This window comes from Nocardioides hwasunensis (genome assembly GCF_014779665.1).
GTDB lineage: Bacteria > Actinomycetota > Actinomycetes > Propionibacteriales > Nocardioidaceae > Nocardioides > Nocardioides hwasunensis.
The window spans coordinates 20,690-40,929 of the sequence record NZ_JACXYY010000008.1; the positions used below are offsets into that span (position 1 = coordinate 20,690).

A 20,240-nucleotide genomic window follows, 5' to 3' on the forward strand; every position below is an offset into this window, starting at 1 on the left:
GCCTAGAGAGGTGCGCAGCTCTCCGCCGACCTGGCCCGCGGAAGCCTGACGCTCATCGTCGTGCCGTCGCCGGCCCGCGACGCGACGGCGACCGTCCCGCCGTGGCGACGCACGATGCGGTCGACGATCGAGAGCCCGAGACCGTGGCCCGGCCGCGCCCGCACCTCCGAGGAGGGGGACCGGAAGAACTCCTCGAAGACGTGCGCCTGGTCCTCCTCGCTGATGCCGATGCCCTCGTCGCGGACCGCGAGCACCACGTGCTCGGCCTCCACGTCGACGCTGAGCCTGACCGCACCACCGGGCGGGGAGTACTTGACGGCGTTGGTGAGCAGGTTGCGCACGACGACGCCGAGCTCGTCGGTGTCGCCGCGGATCTCCACCGCCCGCTCGGGCAGGTCCAGCTCGATGTCCTCGGGCGCCTGGTCGTCGGCCAGCTGCCGACGCACCTCGCGGGCGATCCCCACGAGGTCGATCGGGGTGGCGGGCAGCGGCCTGTCCTCCTCGACGCTCGCGGTCACCAGCATCGACTCGGCCATGTCGGCGATGCGGTGCGCACCGCGCAGGATCGCCTCGAGGTGACGGCGCACGTCAGCGTCGGGCTCCTTGTCGAGCGCCAGCTCGGCATGTCCCAGCACGCTCGTCGTCGGCGAGCGCACCTCGTGGGACAGCATGTGCATCAGCTCGCTCCGGGAACGCGAGACGCGTCGCTCGACCTCGAGGTCGCGGGTGAGGTCGCGGTGCTCGACGACGTTGACCACGGCCCGCCGGGCCTGGTCGGCGTAGACGTTGAGCACCTGGCGCTGGTCGACGTCGGGGCGCCGACCGTCGCGGGGCAGGTCGACCGAGAGGAGACCGCGCAGGCGGCCCTGCGCGTCGCGCAGCAGCGCGCACAGCAGGTCCTCGGGATGCCAGGACACGTCCCCCGGTGCGGCGTCCGTCACCGGGATCCACTGGAAGCCGTGCAGCCGACCGGTCGCGCGGTCGTGCGGGACGAAGAGGAGCTGCCCCCACTCGTCCGCGCGCGAGAGCTCCTCCAGGACCAGCTGCACCGGGGCCTGCCGGTCGAGCAGGTCGCGCGCGGCCGACCGGCTCCCGGCGACGGCGACGATCCGGAAGTGGTCGTCCTCGACGACGCTGATCGCGGCGACGTCGAACCCCGAGAGGCTCACCACCCCGTCTGCGATGAACTGCAGCACGTCGTTCCCCGTGTCGGGGTGGCTCATCCCGGTTCTCTCCCTCGATGTCAGATGTGTCGTCAGGCGCGTGTCGGCCGACCGCGAGCTCGGCCTTCCTGTTTCCCTACCCGCAGCGGGCAGGTCCCACGCGTGCGGGACGGGCTCCTGAGGCGAACTGGACCTTCGAGTGATACTTCGTTGCCGGGGCCTGGAACGGATCTTGACGAAGCGGATGTTTCGTTCTCGAGACAGGCGGGCAAGAGTGGGTGTATGAGCAGGCTCCTCTTCGACAATCGCGTGATCGTGGTCGCGTTCCTGGTGCTGGCCTTCGTCAACGCCTTCGCGATCCAGAACCGCTGGTACTCCTGAGTCCCACCCCGCCCCTGTCCGAGTTTCCGTGACAGGGGCGTCGAAGTCTGCCTAGGGTCGAGGTCCACCTTCCTCGGAGGCCGTCATCCGATCCTCTCCCGCCGCCCTGATCGCCCTGCTCCTCGCGAGCACCCTCGCCCTCGTCGCGCCGAGCCACCCGGTCGCCGCCTCGGCCCGTGCCGGCTCGCTCAGCGCGAGCCCCGGCAACGGCGGCTTCACCGCCGGGCAGGAGGTCACGCTCACCGGCAACATCGGTGCCAGCGGCCGGCGCACCGTCCGGCTCCAGAGCAACCTCGACCGCCCCGGTGACCGCTGGCGCGACGTGCCCGGCACGGCCACCCGCACCAACGCGGCAGGCTCGTTCACGATGCGCGTGCGCGCCCACTCCAGCCACATCGTCTACCGCGTGGTCTCGGGCAACCGGCGCACGCCGACGTGGGCGTCCGACGCGGTCCACCAGGAGATCACCCTCGCGGCCCGTGGGCAGGCAGTGGCCGGCCGACCGCTCACCCTGGTCGCCAGCACCGCGACGATGCCGCTGCTCGAGGGTCGCGCACTCACCCTCCAGGAGCGCTCCGGCGCCGGCTGGACGACCCTCGCGACGAGCTCCGTCGGACCCGACGGCACCGGCTCGTTCACCATCACGCCGGCTGCCGCCGGCACCGCCGTCTACCGCGTCCGCCAGGAGGACCACGACCGCGGCGTGGGCCACGTCGGCTGGTTCCCCAGCTATCCCCTGTACGTCGAGGTGCTGGGCGCCGCGTCCCGACCATCGCCCGCGCATCGGATCGCACCCGCGATCGCAGCCGTGCCTCAGGACGACCTCGCGCCGCGGTCGGCCCGGAAGGCCTTCCAGACCACCGCCGCGGCCTCGCTGCGCTGGGGCAAGCAGATCTACGACTTCGACTGGGAGTTCGGCGAGTCCCTCACCGACCGCGCCGTCATCGGCACCCGACGACGGGGGTCGTGGACCGACGTCACCACCGGCACCGGCCGCATCGCGCTGCGCAACGGCGCCCTGCAGATGAGCAGCAACAGCGAGGGCGCCGGACGTGCCGGCTCCTACGGTTCGCTCGTCGCCACGCTCGGGGGCAGCGCCACCCCGGCCTACGGTCGCTGGGAGACCCGCGCGATGCCGATGCTCACCGCGAACGGCACCACCGACTACGTCGTCAAGGCCGAGCTGATCCCGGTGGCGGACGTCGCCACCGGGTGCGACGCCCGAGCGATCACGCTCTTCGAGGCCACCCCCAGCACGACCGGGGTGACGATCGGCGCCAAGGCCGCCTCCGGCGCTGCCTGGACCCGTCGGCTCCCGGTGACCACGCGCGACACCTTCCACGCCTACGCCGTCGAGGTCACCCGGAAGCGGATCACCTGGTTCGTCGACGGGCGCCCGGTGGGCAAGGTGACCGACCGCGCGGCCGTGTCGGGGCAGCCGATGACCGTGCGGATCTCGATGCTCGACTCGGGCACCGCGCCGATGAAGACCACACGGACGCTCGTCGACTGGGTGCGCGGCTACCCCGCCGGCACCGGCAGGCCCACGCGCGGCGGCGTACGCCTGAGCGCGGGGACGCACACCACCACCTGCTGACGTGGGCGCCCCGCCATCGTCCTGACAGCCCCCTGACACCCCCCTGACACCATGGTGGCGTGATCCTGTCCGACCCGCCCCTCCTGCCCGTCCTGTCGTCGGACTGCTCCCGGTGCAGCGGGCTGTGCTGCGTGCTGCTGCCCTTCTCGGGCAGCGACGGCTTCGGGGTCACCAAGTCGGGCGGAACGCCGTGCGCGCACCTCACCGGATCGGATGCGTGCGGCATCCACGCGACGCTGCGCCGCGACGGCTGGGTCGGGTGCACCCGCTTCGAGTGCTTCGGCGCGGGCCAGCACGTCACCCAGGTGACCTACGGCGGAGCGTCGTGGCGCGACCAGGCCGACCTCGGCGAGATGGCGGCCGTGCTGTCCGTGGTGCGCTCGCTCCACGAGATGCTGCTGCACCTCGGCACGGCCGGCGACCGCGCGCCCGGCTCGGTGCCCGACGGTCTCGTCGAGGAGATCCTCGTGCTCGACCGGGCCGACCCGGTCACGCTGCTCACCGCCGACGTGGACGACCTCTACAGCCGCGTCGGCGCGACCCTGGCCGATGCCAGCGCACGGGTGCGGCCCGCGTCCGCCGACGACCTCGCGCACGCCGACCTCGCAGGGCACGACCTGCGGGGGCGTGACCTGTCCGGCGCCAGCCTGCGCGGAGCGACCCTGATCCGGACCGACCTGCGCGGCCTCGACCTCCGCGACACCGACGTCCTCGGAGCCGACCTCCGTGACGCCGACGTGCGCGGCGCCGACCTGTCGACGACGTTGTTCCTCACCCAGCCGCAGGTCAACGCCGCGACGGGCGACTCGACGACGGTGCTGCCCGAGGGGCTCGACGTCCCCGGGCACTGGTGACGACCTCAGGCGACCAGCAGCCCGACCCCGAGGCTGACCAGGCTCAGCGCGAGCAGCAGTGCCCCGGCGAAGACCATCACGATGAGCCGGTTCGGCTCGGTGCGACCCGCCCCCATCGACGAGAGGAAGAACCCGCCGGGCATCAGCAGGGCCGACACAGCGACACCGGAGCGGGAGAACCAGTCCAGCACTCCCGTCTGGGCGGTGTTGTCCGCGAGCACCTGGCACACGAGTGCCAGCACGAGCAGCACGGCTGCATGGGCGTGACCGGCTCGCGCGAACTTCTCCTGGAACGGCGTCACCGCCGACCGCCCCCGGACGATCCTCAGCAGGTGGAGACCACCGGTCTCGACCGTGACGAGCGACAGCAGCAACACTCCGGCGAGCACCCGGGACTCCTCGGACAGCACAGCGGCGGCGTTCTCCATGACAGCTCCTTTTGGATAGTGGACTCTCCAATAGTTGGACAGTAAAGTATCCAAAACAAGGGAAGGAGCATCCCGGATGTGGATGGCGGAGCTCTCCGACCGCAGCGGTGTCGCGGTCCCCACGATCAAGTTCTACCTGCGCGAGGGCCTGCTCCCCCGAGGTGAGCCGCGGGGCGCGACGCGATCGTCCTACGACGAGTCGCACGTCGATCGGCTCCGCCTGATCCGGGCGCTGGTGGACGTCGCCGGCCTGGGGCTCGAGCGCGTGCGCGAGGTGCTGGACGTCCTCGACTCGCCCTCCTCCTCGCTGCACCAGGCACTCGCCGCTGCCCACCAGCTGCTCTCGCCGGCACCCGAGGCGTCGCCGACCGAGGCGAGCGCGGCTGCGGTCGCCCAGCTGCTGGCGGCCACCGGTTCGGCGGCCGATCCCCACGGGCCGCACGCGACCGCCGTCGCAGCCGCGCTCGACGCGATGCACCGTGCCGGGCAGCCGGTCTCGGACGAGGGGCTGGTGCGCTATGCGCAGGCGATGGCAGCCGTCGCCGAGGCGGAGGTCGTCGGCATGACCACCGAGCACCGCGACGGAGCACTCACCTACGCCCTCCTCGGCAGCGTCCTCGCCGAGCCCGTGCTGCTGGGCCTGCGCCGGCTGGCCCACGAGGACCAGTCGGTGCGCCGGTTCTCCGGCTGACCGCCGCCTCGGGTCCGCTCAGCCGGGCACGTCCCCGAAGGCGTGCTCGTCGCCGAAGGGGTTGTCGCAGAACAGCACCGACCAGTGCGCGCAACCGATGTCCTCGTCCACCAGCGGCTGCTCGTCCCTCACGACGACCCACCGGCCGGACCACGACTCGGTCGGCTCGCCCGCCACCGGGTGGGTCTCACCGACCGGGCGCAGCAGCCTGAGGCAGGAGGGCTCACCGTCGGAGGAGGCGTCGACGTCGACATGGCTCACCTCGGCCTCGCCGATCGTGCCCAGCCGCTCGCACCCGTCGTACGCCGCCTGCTGGTCGCCGCTCACCGTCAGCAGTCCCCGCGCCTCGACGTCGGAGCCGACCTGCCACGCGCTGACGCTGCGGAGCGTGCAGACCTCGCGGTAGTTCTGCACGATCCACCCGCCGTCGTCGGTCGCGAAGTCGCAGACCTGCTCGACCCAGGCGACGTCGGCATCACGCCCGGCGGCGTCCACGAGCTCCTGGTGCCGGTCCAGAGCGGCAGGGACCGCCGACTCGAGCTCGGCGCTCACCCGCTCGGCGATGTCCCCGCGCTGCTGGTGCGCGCCGATGACGGCGACCAGGTTGACGCCGAGATAGCCGACCACGACCAGGGCGAGCAGACCTGCCAGGACCTTCAGGAGGGTGCGCACCCACCTCATCTTCCCCGATGACCGGGAGTCGACACCCGGCTGAGTGCCCGTACGCACGCGGCGCACGCTCGACCCGACGAGACTCGGCACATGGAACCCAGCACCTGGCAGCGTCCGGGCCTCCGCGCCGCCCTCCTCTACGCCCTGGCCGCCAGCCTCCTCGGCACCGTCGTCTCCGCCGTCAGCCGGCTCGAGCTGACCCGCCGGTCCGTCCCCGACGCCCCGCTGCCCGACGGGCCGGTCATCGTGGTCGCGAACCACACCAGCTTCGCCGACGGCATCCTGCTCGCGCTGGTCGGCCGTCGGCTCGGACGCTCGCTGCGCCTGATGGCCACCGGCGGCGTCTTCCGCTCGGGGCTCGTCGGGCCGATCGTCCGGCGGCTCGGCTTCATCCCCGTGCTGCGCGGGACGGCGTCGGCGGCCGGCTCCCTCGACGCCGCGGCCGCCGCCCTCGAGGCCGGCGAGGCGGTCGGCCTCTTCCCCGAGGGCCGCATCACCCGCGACCCGGGCCACTGGCCCGAGCGCAGCAAGACCGGTGCGGTCCGCCTCGCGCTCCGCACCGGCGCCCCGGTCGTCCCGGTCGCCCTCGTCGGCGCCGAGCGGGTCGTCGGCAGGACCGGCATCGTCGGCCGGCTGCTGCGCAACACGGTGCTCCGTCCGCGGGTCGCGGTGTCGGTCGGGGAGCCCATCGACGTACGCCGTCTCGCCGACGTCGCCTCAGCCGCGGACGCCGCGTCGGTGGACGACGCGACCGTGCGCCGGGTCGCCGACGAGGTGATGGCCGTGCTGGTCTCCCACGTCGCCGAGCTCCGCGGGGAGCCCGCGCCCCACCCGGCCGGCGTACCGGAGGACGTGCTCAGCGCCTGAGGTCGCCGAAGGGGCTCAGGAGTAGCGGTGGCTCTTGGCCGCGTGGCCCTTCTCGCGGGTGCAGGTGCGTCCGCTCATGTTGCGGTGACCGCAGAGGTCGTCGGCGTCAGCAGCGGGGACCTCGGCCGCACGCTCCTCGACCTTCTTCGTCGCAGGCGGGGCGACCGGCGCCTTCAGGCGCGCCGGGGCCGCAGCCGATCGCTTCTGCGCCTCGGCGTACTTCGCCTCCCGCATCGCGCGGAGGTTGTCCATCTTGCTCATCGCTCGCTCACACCCCTGAACCTACGTGGTCGCACCGACACGACGGCGCGACACCCTCACCGGCTCCAGTCGATCTCGGCGTGCATGGCGAGCAGCCGGGCCCCGCGCAGCCGATCGTGCTGCGCGACCCACGCGACCCGACCGCGCAGGTGCTCCTCGAAGGCGGGGTGGTCGTCGCGGTTCTGGCTGCTCGGTCCGTGGACCCGGCAGTTGTGCAGGATCGCCTTCAACCGGTCGACGTCGGCCCGCGAGACCCGCGGCCGCTCGTTCACGACGAGGCCGCCGAGCGACTGGCGACCCGCGCGCGGCATGACCCCGGTCTTGCGCGGGTTGAGCCGGAAGCCCTCGTCGACGACGATCCGCTCGACGGCGTCGAGGAGTCGCGAGGTGCCGGTGCCCCAGCCCGTGGCGCCGGAGAACGCGAGGTCGTCGGCGTACCTCGTGTAGCGCCCGCCCCAGGAGCGGGCGAGCGCGCTGAGCCGGACGTCGAGGTGGTAGGCCGCGAGGTTGGCCATCGCCGGCGACGTCGGTGCTCCCTGGGGAAGGTGCGGCCGGGCCAGCCGGCGACCCAGCCGCCAGTGGGCGTCGAGCAGCCCTTCGTCCACCGGGGTCGGGATGGCGCGCCACGAGGCGAGCGGCAGCACGCTGGTCACCAGGCCGGCGAGGGCGTGCGCCACCGGCTCGGGATAGCCCGCGGTGCGCCAGATGCCGTAGACACGGGACACCGTGACGCTGGCGAAGAACGCCTCGAGGTCCATCCGCAGCACGACGCTGCGGCCGGCGTGGGGAGCGGCGTAGGCCCGCACCGACCCGCCCGGGCGGAAGCCCCGCGCCGCGTCGTGCGGCGGGATGCGCGAGGCAAGCTCGTCGAGCAGCCGACGCTGGATCGCCCGCAGTCGGGGCTTGGGCGCCTCGAGCACCCGGATCCCGCCGCTCGCCGCGACCCGGTGGCTGACGCGGTAGTGCTGCAGTGGTGGCTGCACGGTGAGCCGCGCCAGGTGTCGCGGGTCGGCGAACCAGTCGAGCTCGCCGTCGGTGACGCGGAGGTACGACGCCAGGTCCGCCAGGCGGTCGAGCTCGGGCAGGCGCCACCGGTTGGCGATCATGTGGGTCTCGGCCACCGGGTGGACCTGGGGGCCGGCCAGCGCGGCCTTCTCAGCCGCGGGCAGCCGCGCGAGGTTGGTGGCGAGCTCGCGCGGCCGGTCGCCGGGCGGGCGGGGATAGAGATCGAGCGTCTGCCGCACGAGGGGTGCGAGCCATCGCGGGCGACGCCCCAGCACGACCGCGCCGCTGGCGGTGAGCCCCGCGCGCGTCCACTCGCCGGCCAGGAACCCGGCAGCGAGCGCCCGTGCGAGCTCGGGCCTCATCGCGCCGACGTCGGGCGGGTGGTGTGCGGCAGCGCAGCTCGACCTGTCCCGTCGTGCGCGCGGCGACCTGCAGCGGAGCGCAGCCTGTCGCGCGCGGTGCCGTGCCCGAACATTCCGGTGGTCCCCGGGGTAGCCCCGGGGAAGCTGACCGGTGACACGCACCGGTCCGCCGTCTCGAAGAAGCGCTGCCGCACCTCGGCACCCTAACCGGGCGCGGGGACGGCTCGACGTGCGCGGCGTCGACCTCAGCGGGCGTGGCGTCGACGTCGACGCCTGGCGTGTCAGGTGGGCCTGCGCCAGACCACGACGGACTGGCCGACGCCGTGGTGGAGCACCGGCAGCTTGTTGCCCGGCGGGCTCGCCGGCGCACGGGCGGCCAGCAGTCGGCGTACGCCGTCCAGCTCGGCGACGAGCTCCTCGTTGCGGGCGCGCAGGGCGTCGACCTGGAGCTCGAGGTCCATGATGCGGCGCACGCCCTCGATGCCGATGCCGGCGCTGGTGAGGTCGGCGATCTCGCGCAGCCGCTCGAGGTCGCGGTGGGAGTAGCGACGGCCGCCGCCCCCGGTGCGACCGGGCCGGATCAGCCCCATCCGCTCGTAGGCGCGCAGCGTCTGGGGGTGCAGCCCGGTCAGCTCCGCGGCGACGCTGATGACGTACACCGCGGCATCGGGGGACGGCGATCCGAACGGGGTTGTCATGCGAAGAGCCCTGCCCGGAGCGGCTTTCCGGCGGTGGCCGCGCGGTAGGCCTCGAGGGCCTCGCGCGCGGTCGGGTCGAGCGACGCCGGGACCTGCACCTCGACCGTGGCGAGCAGGTCGCCCTTCGAGCCGTCGCGCTTGGTGGCTCCCTTGCCGCGCACCCGGAAGGTGCGCCCGTTGGGCGTGCCCGCCGGGACCTTGAGGGTGACGGGCGCGCCGCCGAGCGTCGGGATCTTCACCTCGGCGCCGAGTGCCGCCTCGTCGAAGGAGACGGGGACCTCGATCGTGAGGTTGTCGTCCTTGCGCCCGAAGACCCGGTGGGGCGTGACCTTGACCTTGACGAACAGGTCGCCGGCCGGGCCGCCGTTCTCGCCCGGAGAGCCCTTGCCCTTGAGCCGGATCTTGGCGCCGTCCTTGACGCCCGCGGGGATGCGGGCCTGGATCGAGCGGGCGGAGGTGCCGCGGCCGGAGCCGTGGCAGGTGGGGCAGGCCTCGTCGTAGACCAGCTGGCGACCGCCGCACGCGGGGCAGGTCTCCTGCATCGCGAACGCGCCGCCCGCGCCGGACACCACGAAGCCGGCGCCCTCGCACTGCGGGCAGATGTGCGGCCGGGTGCCGGGCTTGCCGCCCGTGCCCTGGCACGTCTCGCACGCTGTGTCGGTCGGCAGCCGCAGGGAGAGCGTGACGCCGTCGAGCGCGTCGCTGAACCCGATGGTGGCCGAGCTCTCCATGTCGGCGCCGCGCCGCGGTCGCGCCTGCTGCGGACGGGTGCGCTGGCCACCACCGAAGAGGTCGCCGAACATGTCGCCGAGCCCGCCGCCGGCGCCGCCCCGCTCGCGGAGCAGGTCGTCGAGGTTGAACCCGCCACCGCCGAAGCCGCCCGGACCGCCGGTGCCGCCACCCATGCCCGCGCCGAAGCCGCCACGCGCCTGCAGCGAGCGGAACTCGTCGTACTTCTTGCGCTTGGCCTCGTCGCCGACGACGTCGTAGGCCTCGGCGACGGCCTTGAACTTCTCGTGCTTGGCGTCGTCACCGGGGTTGGAGTCGGGGTGGTTGTCGCGGGCCAGCTTGCGATAGGCCTTCTTGATGTCGGCCGCGCTCGCGTCCTGACCGACGCCGAGGGTCTTGTAGAAGTCCTTCGTCGCCCAGTCGTTGCGGAACGTCTCCTCAGCCATGGGTGTACCTCCTCTCGTGAGGGTCGGTGCCGGACGTCACGGCGGCCGGTGCCGGGGCGGCCGGCCACCGTGACGTCGTGGATCAGGCGTCGACGGGGTCGACCACCAGGACCTGCGCGGCGCGCACCACCCGGTCGCCGATCTTGTAGCCCGCCTTGGCGATGTGCTTGCAGGTGACGACGTCGACCTCCGGGTCGGTGCCCAGGTGGCTGAGCGCCTCGTGCAGGTTCGGGTCGAACGGGTCGCCCGGCTCGCCGAAACGGGTCAGCCCGAGGTTGGTCACCACACCGGTCAGCTGGTCGGCCACGGCCTTGAAGCCGCCGTCGATCTCCTCGTGCTCGCGGGCCCGGTCGATGGTGTCGAGCACCTCGATGATCGGCGCGAGGACGCGGTAGGTCGCGTTCTCCGTGGTGAGCTGGCGGTCCCGGTCGACGCGCTTGCGGTAGTTGGCGTACTCCGCCTGCAGGCGCTGCAGGTCGGCCGTGCGCTCCGCGAGCTGTACGTCGGCCGACGCGGCGACGCCACCCTCGGCGGTCTCGACCTCGGCGACGTCCTCGGGCTCCAGGGGTCCGCCTTCCTCGAGCCAGGTGTCGACGCCGCTGATGTCGTCACGGTCGCCGGGGTCGCTGGTGGTGTCGGACGGGAGGTCGGCCGCTGCGTCCGGCTGGCCGGCCGAGGCCGAGGCGCCCTCCACGGGCACCTCGACCTCGGTCTCGTCGGCCATCTCGCCGGCGGCGTCACCGAAGGATCCGCTGCCGGACTGGGTCACTTGTTCTCACCCTCCGTGCTCGAGTCGCCGGTGGAGTCGGTCGTCTCGCCCTCGACGGGCTCGTCGACGATCTCGGCGTCCACGACGTCGTCGTCGGCCTCACCGGTGGCGCCGGTGGCACCGCCCGCGGCGGCCTGGTCGGCCTCGGCGGCGGCGTACAGCGCGGCGCCCATCTTCTGGCTCGACTCGTTGAGCTTGGTGACGCCGGCGGTGATCTCCTCCGAGGTCGCGTCCTCCTTGGCGAGGGTCTCCTTCAGTGCGTCGACGTCGGCCTGCACCTCGGTCTTCACGTCGTCGGGGAGCTTCTCGGCGTTGTCGGTGAGGAACTTCTCGGTCGTGTAGACCAGCTGGTCACCCTGGTTGCGGGCCTCGACGGCCTCGCGACGCTTGGCGTCCTCCTCGGCGTACTGCTCGGCCTCCTTGACCATGCGGTCGATCTCGTCCTTGCCGAGCGCGGAGCCACCGGAGATGGTCATCGACTGCTCGCGGCCGGACGCCTGGTCCTTGGCCGAGACGTGCACGATGCCGTTGGCGTCGATGTCGAAGGTGACCTCGATCTTCGGCACGCCGCGCGGGGCCGGCGGGAGGCCGGTCAGCTCGAAGTTGCCGAGGGGCTGGTTCTGCGACCACATCTGGCGCTCGCCCTGCGCGACCTTGATCTCCACCGACGGCTGGTTGTCGTCGGCGGTGGTGAAGATCTCCGAGCGCTTCGTCGGGATCGTGGTGTTGCGCTCGATGAGGTAGGTCATCACGCCGCCCTTGGTCTCGATGCCGAGGGAGAGCGGGGTGACGTCGAGGAGCAGCACGTCCTTGACCTCACCCTTGAGGACACCGGCCTGGAGCGCGGCGCCGACGGCGACCACCTCGTCGGGGTTGACGCCCTTGTTGGGCTGCTTGCCGCCGAGGAGCTCGGTGACGACCTCGGTCACGGCCGGCATCCGGGTCGAGCCGCCGACGAGGACCACGTGGTCGATGTTGGCGACCGCGACGCCACCGTCCTTGAGCACCGACTGGAACGGCGCCTTGGTGCGCTCGAGCAGGTCGGCGGTGAGCTTCTGGAACTCGGCTCGCGTCAGCTTCTCCTCGAAGTGGAGCGGCCCGGACTCGCCGTGGGTGATGTAGGGCAGGTGGACGGTGGTCTCGCTGGAGGACGAGAGCTCGATCTTCGCCTTCTCCGCGGCCTCCTGCAGGCGCTGCTTGGCGATCTTGTCGGCTGCCAGGTCGACGCCGTTGGAGTCCTTGAACTTCTTGACCATCCACTCCACGACGCGGTTGTCCCAGTCGTCGCCACCGAGGTGGTTGTCACCGGAGGTCGCCTTGACCTCGACGACGCCCTCGCCGATCTCGAGCAGGGACACGTCGAACGTGCCGCCACCGAGGTCGAAGACGAGGATGGTCTGGTCCTCGCCCTTGTCGAGGCCGTAGGCCAGGGCGGCCGCGGTGGGCTCGTTGACGATGCGGCTCACGTTGAGGCCGGCGATCTCGCCGGCCTCCTTGGTGGCCTGGCGCTGGGAGTCGGAGAAGTACGCCGGGACGGTGATGACCGCGTCGGTCACGGTCTCGCCGAGGTAGGCCTCCGCGTCGCGCTTGAGCTTCTGCAGCACGAACGCGCTGATCTGCTGCGGGGTGAAGGTCTTGTCGTCGATCTCGACCTTCCAGTCCTCGCCCATGTGGCGCTTGACGGACCGGATGGTGCGGTCGACGTTGGTGACCGCCTGGCGCTTGGCGACCTCGCCGACGAGGACCTCGCCGGACTTGGTGAAGGCCACGACGGACGGGGTGGTCCGGGCGCCTTCGGCGTTGGCGATGACGGTGGGTTCGCCACCTTCGAGGACCGACACGACGGAGTTCGTCGTGCCGAGGTCGATGCCGACCGCTCGAGCCATGGTTGTTACCTCCTGCGTTGGTTCTTCCGGGATGTTCGGTGAGAGCTCTGGGTGCCGCGTCTGCTGGCGGCGATGTCGCCATCGTGCCGCGCTGCGGGTCCGGACACAAATTAGTTGAGCCGGAATGACTCAACTCTCGTTATCTGACTCAACGCAGGACGGCGTGAGATGTTCCCGGATCCGGCGACGAATGTGCAGGTTGAGCGGACCATCGGTCGCTTGACCGACCGGCGCCGGTCGGTCAGGCGGCCCATGGTCCGCTCAACCGCAGCGGTGGCCGGCCCTAGGGTGGGGCGCATGATCCGTCACACCGTCGCCTTCAGGCTCCACCACGCGCCCGGCTCGGCCGAGGAGCAGGACTTCCTCGCCGCCGCTCGGGCCCTCGCCGACGTCCCCGGCGTGACGGCGTTCGAGCAGCTGCGACAGACCAGCGCGAAGAACGACTTCTCGTTCGGCTTCTCGATGGAGTTCGCCGACCAGGCGGCCTATGACGCCTACAACGACCACCCCGTCCACACGGCGTTCGTCGCCGACCGCTGGGTGCCCGAGGTGGCCGACTTCCTCGAGATCGACTACGCGCCGCTCTGACGGGTCCAGACGTACGGCGTCGTCGTGGTGATCGCGGCGAGGCCCGAGCGCTCGAGGATCGGGCGCGACATGTCGGTGCAGTCGGAGTTGATGTAGCGGATGCCGCGCTCGACGGCCGAGCGGGCGCGGGCCGCGACGAGGGCGCGGTAGATGCCGCGGCCCCGGAGCTCGGGGAGCGTCGAGCCGCCCCAGATCCCGGCGAAGTCGGTGCCCTCGACCGGCGTCAGCCGACCCGCGCACACGACTCGCTCGCCGACCTCGGCGACCCAGAACTCCGAGCCGCCCGACTCCAGCTCGGCCAGCGAGGAGGCCACCGACGGGCCGCGCCCGGTGCCGAAGATCGACTCCTGGGCCTCGAGCATCCGGGTGAGATCGGCCTCGGCGTCGGGACCGGGAAGGAGGCGGCGTACGACGACGGGGCCGGCGGGCGTGTCGTCGAGGTCCACGTCGACCGCGAGCAGCGACGCCTCGCCGACCATCACGGTCTCGACCGGCTCGGCCTCGAATCCGTGGGCGACGAGCCTCTCGCCGAGGTCGGCCGGGAGGTCGTGGCCGCGGGACTTCCACTCGAACGAGTCGACGTCGGTCTCGTCGCGGTAGTGGACGACGGTCCGCGCGATGAGGTCGTCGAGCGCGTCGCCCTCGATGCCGTCGAGGTCGCGGTAGGAGACGAAGCCGCCGTGGTCGAAGATCCCCCGCCACAGCGGTCCGTCGCGGTCGACCTCACCCGCGCGGGCCATCTCGGCCTCGGTCCTGAGCTGTTCGTCGTACGCCCTGAGGAGGACCTGGCTCGCCATGGGGTCAGCCTAGGGTCTCGACTTCCCCGAAACAGGTGCTGTTCTCGCTGATTCACCTGTTGCTCAGGGCGTGGCGACCGCACACTTTCCCCATGCTCCATCGGGGGAACCTGCGCCGGGTCGTCGGCGCCTCAGTCGCAGTGACGCTGCTCGCTGCGCTCATCTCGTTCTACGTCGCCGACCGCGCGGGCGCGGGCCCGACCCGCTGCCAGCAGCACCGGGCCGACGCCCGTGAGCGCGCAGGCATCGTCACCGGCGAGGGCGAGAGGGTCCTGGTCATCGGCGACTCGTGGTCGGTCGGCCTCGGTCAGGACGACCTCGCGCGGTCGTGGGCCACCCAGCTCGCGGGCGAGGTGCACGTCGCCGGGTTCTCCGGATCCGGGTTCAGCGAGCGGGCCAGCGGCTGCGGACGTGTCGCGTTCGCCGACCGTGCGCCGACGGCCGTCGCGGCGGTGCGGCCGCAGCTCGTCGTCGTCGAGGGAGGCCTCAACGACTACGACCAGCCCGACCGCGCGATCGACCGGGGATTCCGCGACCTGATGGCCGACCTGGCCGGCCGCCGGGTCGTCGTCGTCGGACCGGCCACGGCCCCCTCGCGCGCCGCCGCCGTGCCTCGCGTCGACGAGGTGCTGGCCAGGCTGAGCGCGGTGTACGGCGTGCCCTACATCGCCACGTCCGACCTCGACCTCGACTACCTCGACGACCGGCTGCACCTCACCGAGGGTGGACACCGGGAGTTCGGCGACGCCGTCGCCGACCGAATCGCTGCCGTCGAGCCCACCCGACCGGCGGTTCTGCCCCGCTGATCCGCTCGCCGCGACGGAATCGCGTGCGCGTCCGATGATCGGACAGACCGTCATCCCGACGGTCGACATGTGCAGGTTCTCGCGTTGCGAGAACCTGCAGTTCAGGCCTCATTGACGCCGACCTCGCTGATTGCAAATTTGTGCAGTGGTCCGCTTCACCCAATCCCACTCTCGGGCTCTCGGGCCCGGACTCACGATTGGAACACCTCAGTGAACTCAACCCGACTGGCCTCCCTGGCCGGTATCGCAGCGACCGCGGTCGCTGCATCGTTCCTGGCACCGACCACCACCCCGGCCGGTGCCGCACCCACGGCGGGCAACCCCCGCCTCGAGGCCCAGCAGGCAGCAAGCGCCTGGGTCAAGGGACACGGGACCGCGCTCGAGCGCGCGACCGCTGACTCCTTCGTCCGCACCGGCACCTTCGAGGGCGACGGCGATGTCTGGTCGATGGCCTACGAGCGGACCCACGAGGGCCTGCGCGTGGTCGGCGGGGACTTCGTCGTCCTCGCCAACGCCGAGGGCCAGGTCGTCGGCTCCTCGGTCGCCCAGGAGCAGCCCGTCGAGATCGCGAGCACGACGCCGACCCTCACCGCCGACCGCGCGACGAACGTCGCCCAGACCCAGGTCGACGAGGTCAGCGACACCACCGCACCGGAGCTCGTCATCTGGCACCGCGACACCGGTACCCGGCTCGCGTACGAGGTCCAGGTGCGAGGCACCGACGCCGGCCACGTCTCCTGGCAGCGGGTCTGGGTCGACGCCCTGACCGGTGACGTCCTGGAGTCCCGCGAGCAGATCGCGCACGGCACCGGCAACGGCAACTGGGAAGGCACGGTCACGATCCCCACGTCGGGATCGGGCTCGTCGTACTCGATGATCAACGCCAACGCCACCACGCTCAGGTGCCAGGACGCCGCCACCAACACCACGTTCAGCGGCAGCGACGACGTGTGGGGCAACGGCAGCGCCACCGACAAGGAGACCGGCTGCGTCGATGCGTTCTACAGCGCTGAGCAGGAGCGGCTGATGCTCGCCAGCTGGCTCGGCCGCAACGGCATGGACGGGTCGGGTGGCTGGGTGCCGATCCGTGTCGGCCTCAACGACGTCAACGCCTACTACGACGGCACCCAGGTGCAGATCGGCCACCGCCAGGGCAGCAACCAGTGGATCGGCGCCATCGACGTCGTCGCCCACGAGTTCGGCCACGGGATCGACGACAAGACCCCCGGCGGGATCTCCGGCGGGGGCACCCAGGAGTTCGTCGCCGACACCTTCGGCACCGCCACCGAGTTCTACGCCAACAACCCGGCCGACCCCGCCGACTACACGATCGGCGAAGAGGTCAACCTCGTCGGCCAGGGCCCCATCCGCGACATGTCCAACCCCGGCAACGTCGGCGACCCGAGCTGCTACTCCAGCTCCGTCCCGGGCTCCGAGGTCCACGCCGCGGCCGGGCCCGGCGACCACTGGTGGTACCTCCTGGCCAACGGAGGCACCTCGAAGTGCAACGGCGCCACCGTGAGCGGCGTCGGCGTCCAGAACGCGATGAAGATCATGTACAACGCGATGCTGATGAAGACGTCGTCCTCGTCGTACCCGAAGTACCGCACCTGGACGCTCACCGCGGCCAAGAACCTCGACTCGACCTGTGCGCTCTTCAACTCCACCAAGGCCGCCTGGAACGCCGTCAACATGCCCGCGCAGTCGGCCGACCCCACGTGCGGTGGCACGACCACCCCGCCGACCGACCCGCCCACCGGCGGCAACCTCCTCGCCAACCCGGGCTTCGAGTCCGGCGCGACGAGCTGGACCGGCACCTCCGGACCGATCACCAACAACACCGGCCGGCCGGCGCGCTCGGGATCATGGAAGCTGTGGCTCGGTGGCAACGGCTCGTCGAGCACGGAGACCGTCAACCAGTCGGTCACGATCCCGTCGTCGGCGAGCGCGGCCACGCTGTCGTACTGGATCCGCACCGACACCGCCGAGCGTGGCTCCACGGCGTACGACACGATGCGGGTGCAGGTCGTGGACGGCTCGACCGCCACCACGCTGCGCACCTTCTCCAACGCCGGGGTCAGTGCGACCTACACGCAGTACTCGCACAACCTCGCGGCCTATCGCGGGAAGACGGTCACCATCCGCTTCACCATGACCGAGGACTCGTCGCTCCAGACGAGCTTCGTGGTCGACGACACCGCGCTGAACGTCTCCTAGGCTCCGCCGCCAGTCGACCAGCGAGCGCCAGCGCAGCGCCCCACCGGTTGAGCAGCGAGCGCCAGCCCCCACCGCCGGTTGAGCAGCGAGCGCCAGCGAGCGTGTCGAAACCAAGGGGATCGATGACCTTGGTTCCGACACGGGCGCCGGGGCGCCCTGCTCGACCGGCGGTGGAGGGTCCTACTCCGCGAGCCAGGCGGTCCAGGCGTCGAAGGAGGAGGGGCGACCCAGGAAGTCGGCGACGAGGTCGGCGGCGTCCTGTCGCCCGCCCTGGGCCAGCACCTTGTCCCGGTAGGCGGTCGCCACCTCTGTGGCGAACAGGTCGTCGGTGTCGAAGGCGGAGAAGAGATCCTTCGCGATCACCAGCGACCACATGTAGGTGTAGTAGCCCGAGGAGTAGCCGTCGAGGTGGCCGAAGGAGCAGTGCATGTGCGCGCCCTCGAGCGGCGGGTACACCGAGTAACGGCTCTGCAGCTCGTCACCGTAGGCCGTCAGGTCGTCGTGCGGGCCGGCGTGGAAGAAGTAGGACCGAGCCGCGTACGACATCTGCTGCGCGGCGTAGAGACCCTTGCCGAAGTGGTCGGCCCGGCGCATCGCGGCGACCAGGTCGGCCGGGATCGTCTCGCCGGCGGCGTTGCGGGCGAAGGTGGCGAGCACGTCGGCGTCCCAGGCCCACTCCTCGAGCATCTGGCTGGGCGCCTCGACGAAGTCCCACTCGGTGGCGACGCCGGAGAAGCGCGTCCAGTCGCCCTGCCCGGCAAGGACGTGGTGGACCAGGTGGCCGAACTCGTGGAATAGCGTGACGACCTCGTCGTGCTCCATCAGGCCGCGGCTGAAGTTGCAGACCAGCACGCCCTCGGGCAGCTGCACACCGGCGATGCCCTTGACCATGTCGAACTGCGCGGCGTGCTTGAACTTGCCCTCGCGGGGGTGCAGGTCGAGGTGGATCCGGCCGATGTGACGGCCCTCGAGCCCGACGTCGTAGCTCGCGACGTCGTCGTGCCAGGTGCCCGCGTCGGCCCGGTCGACGGACGTCCACTCGAGGCCGAACAGGCGGCCGGTGACGTCGAGGAGGCCCTGACGGACCTGCTCGAAGGGGAAGTAGGTCCGCACGACCTGGCCGTCGACGTCGTACTGCTCGCGGCGGACGAGCTCGCCGTAGTAGCGCGAGTCGTAGGTCGTCACGGTGTCGGCAGCCGGTTCGTCGACGCGCAGGCGGTCGCGGAGCACCACGACCTCCTCTCCGGCCCGGTCGACCGCAGCCGCGCTGATCCGGTCGATGAAGTCGGCCACGGCCCGGCCCGAGCCGATCATCTTGACCTCGGTGTCGTAGTCGGGCCACGAGTCGTAGCCGAGGAGGTCGGCGGTCTCGCGGCGCACCGCGAGGAGGTCCTGGAGCACCTGGTCGTTGGCCGGCCAGGCGACGTTGTTGGCGGCCAGGGTGAGCTCGCGGCGGGCCTCGCGGTCGGCACCGAAGGTCATGAACGGGACCAGATCGGGATAGTCGGTGGTGAGGGTGACCAGCCCGTCGTCGTCGGGCTCGTGGGCGGCGCGGTAGTCGTCGGGGAGGCCGGCCAGCCGCTCGGGGGCGACCCGGATCGAGCGGACGTCGTCGCGGATGTTGCGCCCGAAGTCCTGGGAGAGCCGCACGCCCTGCTCGCTGAGCTCGCGCAGCCGGTCGCGAGTGGCGTCGTCACGGTCGACACCGGACCGCCGGAAGTCGCGCAGCGTGTGCTCCAGGACGCGGGTCGCATCGGCGTCGAGGCCCTCCGCGGCGAGCCCCGCGAAGACGGCGTAGAGGTCGCGGTCGAGGCTCAGCTCGGTGACGTACTTCTGCACCTGCTGGCTCAGCTCGTCGGCGCGGTCGCGCACTGCGGCGTCGGGGTGCACCTCGGCCCACAGCGCGACGGCGTCGGCGTTGGCGATCGCGGTCTCGGCACAGTTCCATGCGGCGAGCACCTCGGTGGCCGAGCCGCCGGCCTTGACGGTGTCGACCTCGCGGACCGCGTCGGCGAGGGCGCCCTCGCAGCGCTCGCCGACCCACGCGAGCCAGTCACCGGCTCCCGGGAGGTCGATCGGGGCGGGCCGGACGTCGGGCTGGGCGCTGTCGTGGGTCACCCCCAGAGACTAGGACGACGCTCCGACGGCGGAATACCTCGGCGCCATCCGGTGTAGGGACAGACATGACTGTTCCCGACATCGCCCTGCACGACGGCACGTCCATCCCCCAGCTCGGCTTCGGCGTCTTCCAGGTGCCGCCGGCCGAGACCGCCGCCACGGTGGCGAAGGCCCTGGAGGCCGGCTACCGCCACATCGACACCGCGCAGATGTACGGCAACGAGGAGGGCGTCGGTGCCGGCATCAAGGACTCCGGCATCGCGCGCGACGAGCTCTACGTCACGACCAAGCTCAACAACGACTTCCACCTCCCCGACGACGCCCGCCGCGAGATCGACGTCTCGCTCGACAAGCTCGGCCTCGACCAGGTCGACCTCTTCCTCATCCACTGGCCGCTGCCGAACCGCTACGACGGCGACTTCGTGCAGACCTGGCGGGCGCTGATCGAGGCGCAGGAGGCCGGCAAGGCCCGCAGCATCGGCGTCTCGAACTTCCAGCCCGCACACCTCGAGCGCATCGTCGAGGAGACCGGCGTCGTGCCGGTGGTCAACCAGGTCGAGGTGCACCCCTTCTTCGCCAACGAGGCGGTCCGCGCGGCCAACACGAAGCACGGCGTGCTGACCGAGGCCTGGTCGCCGATCGCGCAGGGTGCGGTGATGGACGACGACACCATCGGCGAGATCGCCTCGCTCGTCGGACGCACGCCGGCCCAGGTCACGCTCCGCTGGCACGTGCAGCGCGGCGACATCATCTTCCCGAAGTCGATGAACGCCGACCGGATGAAGCAGAACTTCGAGATCTTCGACTTCGAGCTCGAGCCCGCTCACATGTCGGCCCTCGACGAGCTCGACCGTGGCGAGTCCGGCCGGACGGGCCCGAACCCCGACACCTTCTGATCTCGTCCT

The 20,240-nt window shown here is 71.7% G+C and carries 19 protein-coding genes; 8 read left to right on the forward strand and 11 right to left on the reverse strand.

Features of this window, described 5'->3' with window-relative positions; genetic code table 11:
• Positions 1 to 2 precede the first annotated feature (2 nt).
• Positions 3 to 1,223, reverse strand: a complete 1,221-nt coding sequence (locus IEZ25_RS18020) for a sensor histidine kinase (protein WP_191200857.1) — start codon at positions 1,221 to 1,223, stop codon at positions 3 to 5.
• A gap of 643 nt (positions 1,224 to 1,866) precedes the next feature.
• On the opposite strand from IEZ25_RS18020, the gene IEZ25_RS22360 reads away from it, so the two are divergent.
• Positions 1,867 to 3,141, forward strand: coding sequence for a family 16 glycosylhydrolase (locus tag IEZ25_RS22360; protein WP_191200858.1), 1,275 nt, complete (start codon positions 1,867 to 1,869; stop codon positions 3,139 to 3,141).
• 59 nt (positions 3,142 to 3,200) lie between these two features.
• Entirely contained in the window at positions 3,201 to 3,995 is a 795-nt protein-coding gene (locus IEZ25_RS18030; RefSeq protein ID WP_318152316.1) for a pentapeptide repeat-containing protein, read from the forward strand.
• 5 nt (positions 3,996 to 4,000) lie between these two features.
• On the opposite strand, the gene IEZ25_RS18035 is transcribed toward IEZ25_RS18030, so the two are convergent.
• Positions 4,001 to 4,423: a hypothetical protein gene (locus IEZ25_RS18035; RefSeq protein WP_191200859.1), complete on the reverse strand. Its 423-nt coding sequence runs from the start codon at positions 4,421 to 4,423 to the stop codon at positions 4,001 to 4,003.
• Positions 4,424 to 4,505: 82 nt separating this feature from the next.
• Between IEZ25_RS18035 and IEZ25_RS18040 the strand changes: the two genes are divergently transcribed.
• Positions 4,506 to 5,114 carry a MerR family transcriptional regulator gene (locus tag IEZ25_RS18040; RefSeq protein WP_191200860.1) on the forward strand — a complete coding sequence of 203 codons (609 nt, stop codon included), beginning with the start codon at positions 4,506 to 4,508 and terminating at the stop codon, positions 5,112 to 5,114.
• 18 nt (positions 5,115 to 5,132) lie between these two features.
• On the opposite strand, the gene IEZ25_RS18045 is transcribed toward IEZ25_RS18040, so the two are convergent.
• Entirely contained in the window at positions 5,133 to 5,786 is a 654-nt protein-coding gene (locus tag IEZ25_RS18045; RefSeq protein ID WP_191200861.1) for a hypothetical protein, read from the reverse strand.
• Positions 5,787 to 5,876: 90 nt separating this feature from the next.
• Here IEZ25_RS18045 and IEZ25_RS18050 point away from each other — a divergent pair, with 90 nt between their 5' ends.
• The gene (locus IEZ25_RS18050) at positions 5,877 to 6,653 is read left to right on the forward strand and encodes a lysophospholipid acyltransferase family protein (RefSeq protein WP_191200862.1); all 777 of its coding nucleotides are present in this window, start codon (positions 5,877 to 5,879) and stop codon (positions 6,651 to 6,653) included.
• Between the two features lie 15 nt (positions 6,654 to 6,668).
• Here IEZ25_RS18050 and IEZ25_RS18055 read toward each other — a convergent pair whose 3' ends face one another.
• The 6 genes from IEZ25_RS18055 to dnaK all read right to left on the reverse strand — a co-directional run bounded on the left by IEZ25_RS18055 (position 6,669) and on the right by dnaK (position 12,809).
• Complete coding sequence (locus IEZ25_RS18055; protein ID WP_191200863.1) at positions 6,669 to 6,914, reverse strand: hypothetical protein; 246 nt, start codon at positions 6,912 to 6,914, stop codon at positions 6,669 to 6,671.
• A 56-nt stretch (positions 6,915 to 6,970) separates the two neighbouring features.
• Positions 6,971 to 8,281 carry a reverse transcriptase family protein gene (locus IEZ25_RS18060; protein ID WP_191200864.1) on the reverse strand — a complete coding sequence of 437 codons (1,311 nt, stop codon included), beginning with the start codon at positions 8,279 to 8,281 and terminating at the stop codon, positions 6,971 to 6,973.
• 281 nt (positions 8,282 to 8,562) lie between these two features.
• Positions 8,563 to 8,979 (reverse strand): heat shock protein transcriptional repressor HspR, encoded by a 417-nt coding sequence (locus IEZ25_RS18065; RefSeq protein WP_191200865.1) that lies wholly within the window; start codon positions 8,977 to 8,979, stop codon positions 8,563 to 8,565.
• Positions 8,976 to 10,154 (reverse strand): molecular chaperone DnaJ, encoded by a 1,179-nt coding sequence (gene dnaJ, locus IEZ25_RS18070; RefSeq protein WP_191200866.1) that lies wholly within the window; start codon positions 10,152 to 10,154, stop codon positions 8,976 to 8,978. Before dnaJ ends, IEZ25_RS18065 begins: the two co-directional genes overlap by 4 nt.
• Positions 10,155 to 10,236: 82 nt before the next feature.
• Positions 10,237 to 10,923 carry a nucleotide exchange factor GrpE gene (gene grpE, locus IEZ25_RS18075; protein WP_318152317.1) on the reverse strand — a complete coding sequence of 229 codons (687 nt, stop codon included), beginning with the start codon at positions 10,921 to 10,923 and terminating at the stop codon, positions 10,237 to 10,239.
• Positions 10,920 to 12,809, reverse strand: coding sequence for a molecular chaperone DnaK (gene dnaK, locus IEZ25_RS18080; protein ID WP_191200867.1), 1,890 nt, complete (start codon positions 12,807 to 12,809; stop codon positions 10,920 to 10,922). Before dnaK ends, grpE begins: the two co-directional genes overlap by 4 nt.
• A 297-nt stretch (positions 12,810 to 13,106) precedes the next feature.
• Between dnaK and IEZ25_RS18085 the strand changes: the two genes are divergently transcribed.
• Positions 13,107 to 13,397: a Dabb family protein gene (locus tag IEZ25_RS18085; protein WP_191200868.1), complete on the forward strand. Its 291-nt coding sequence runs from the start codon at positions 13,107 to 13,109 to the stop codon at positions 13,395 to 13,397.
• On the opposite strand, the gene IEZ25_RS18090 is transcribed toward IEZ25_RS18085, so the two are convergent.
• The gene (locus tag IEZ25_RS18090) at positions 13,382 to 14,194 is read right to left on the reverse strand and encodes a GNAT family N-acetyltransferase (RefSeq protein WP_191200869.1); all 813 of its coding nucleotides are present in this window, start codon (positions 14,192 to 14,194) and stop codon (positions 13,382 to 13,384) included. The two genes, IEZ25_RS18085 and IEZ25_RS18090, sit on opposite strands and share 16 nt — an antisense overlap.
• Positions 14,195 to 14,286: 92 nt before the next feature.
• On the opposite strand from IEZ25_RS18090, the gene IEZ25_RS18095 reads away from it, so the two are divergent.
• Positions 14,287 to 15,000, forward strand: coding sequence for an SGNH/GDSL hydrolase family protein (locus tag IEZ25_RS18095; protein ID WP_191200870.1), 714 nt, complete (start codon positions 14,287 to 14,289; stop codon positions 14,998 to 15,000).
• 210 nt (positions 15,001 to 15,210) lie between these two features.
• Entirely contained in the window at positions 15,211 to 17,217 is a 2,007-nt protein-coding gene (locus IEZ25_RS18100; protein ID WP_191200871.1) for a M4 family metallopeptidase, read from the forward strand.
• A gap of 180 nt (positions 17,218 to 17,397) precedes the next feature.
• Here IEZ25_RS18100 and IEZ25_RS18105 read toward each other — a convergent pair whose 3' ends face one another.
• Positions 17,398 to 19,335 (reverse strand): M3 family metallopeptidase, encoded by a 1,938-nt coding sequence (locus tag IEZ25_RS18105; RefSeq protein ID WP_318152318.1) that lies wholly within the window; start codon positions 19,333 to 19,335, stop codon positions 17,398 to 17,400.
• A gap of 65 nt (positions 19,336 to 19,400) precedes the next feature.
• Between IEZ25_RS18105 and IEZ25_RS18110 the strand changes: the two genes are divergently transcribed.
• Entirely contained in the window at positions 19,401 to 20,231 is an 831-nt protein-coding gene (locus tag IEZ25_RS18110; protein WP_191200872.1) for an aldo/keto reductase, read from the forward strand.
• The last annotated feature ends 9 nt before the right edge of the window (positions 20,232 to 20,240 follow it).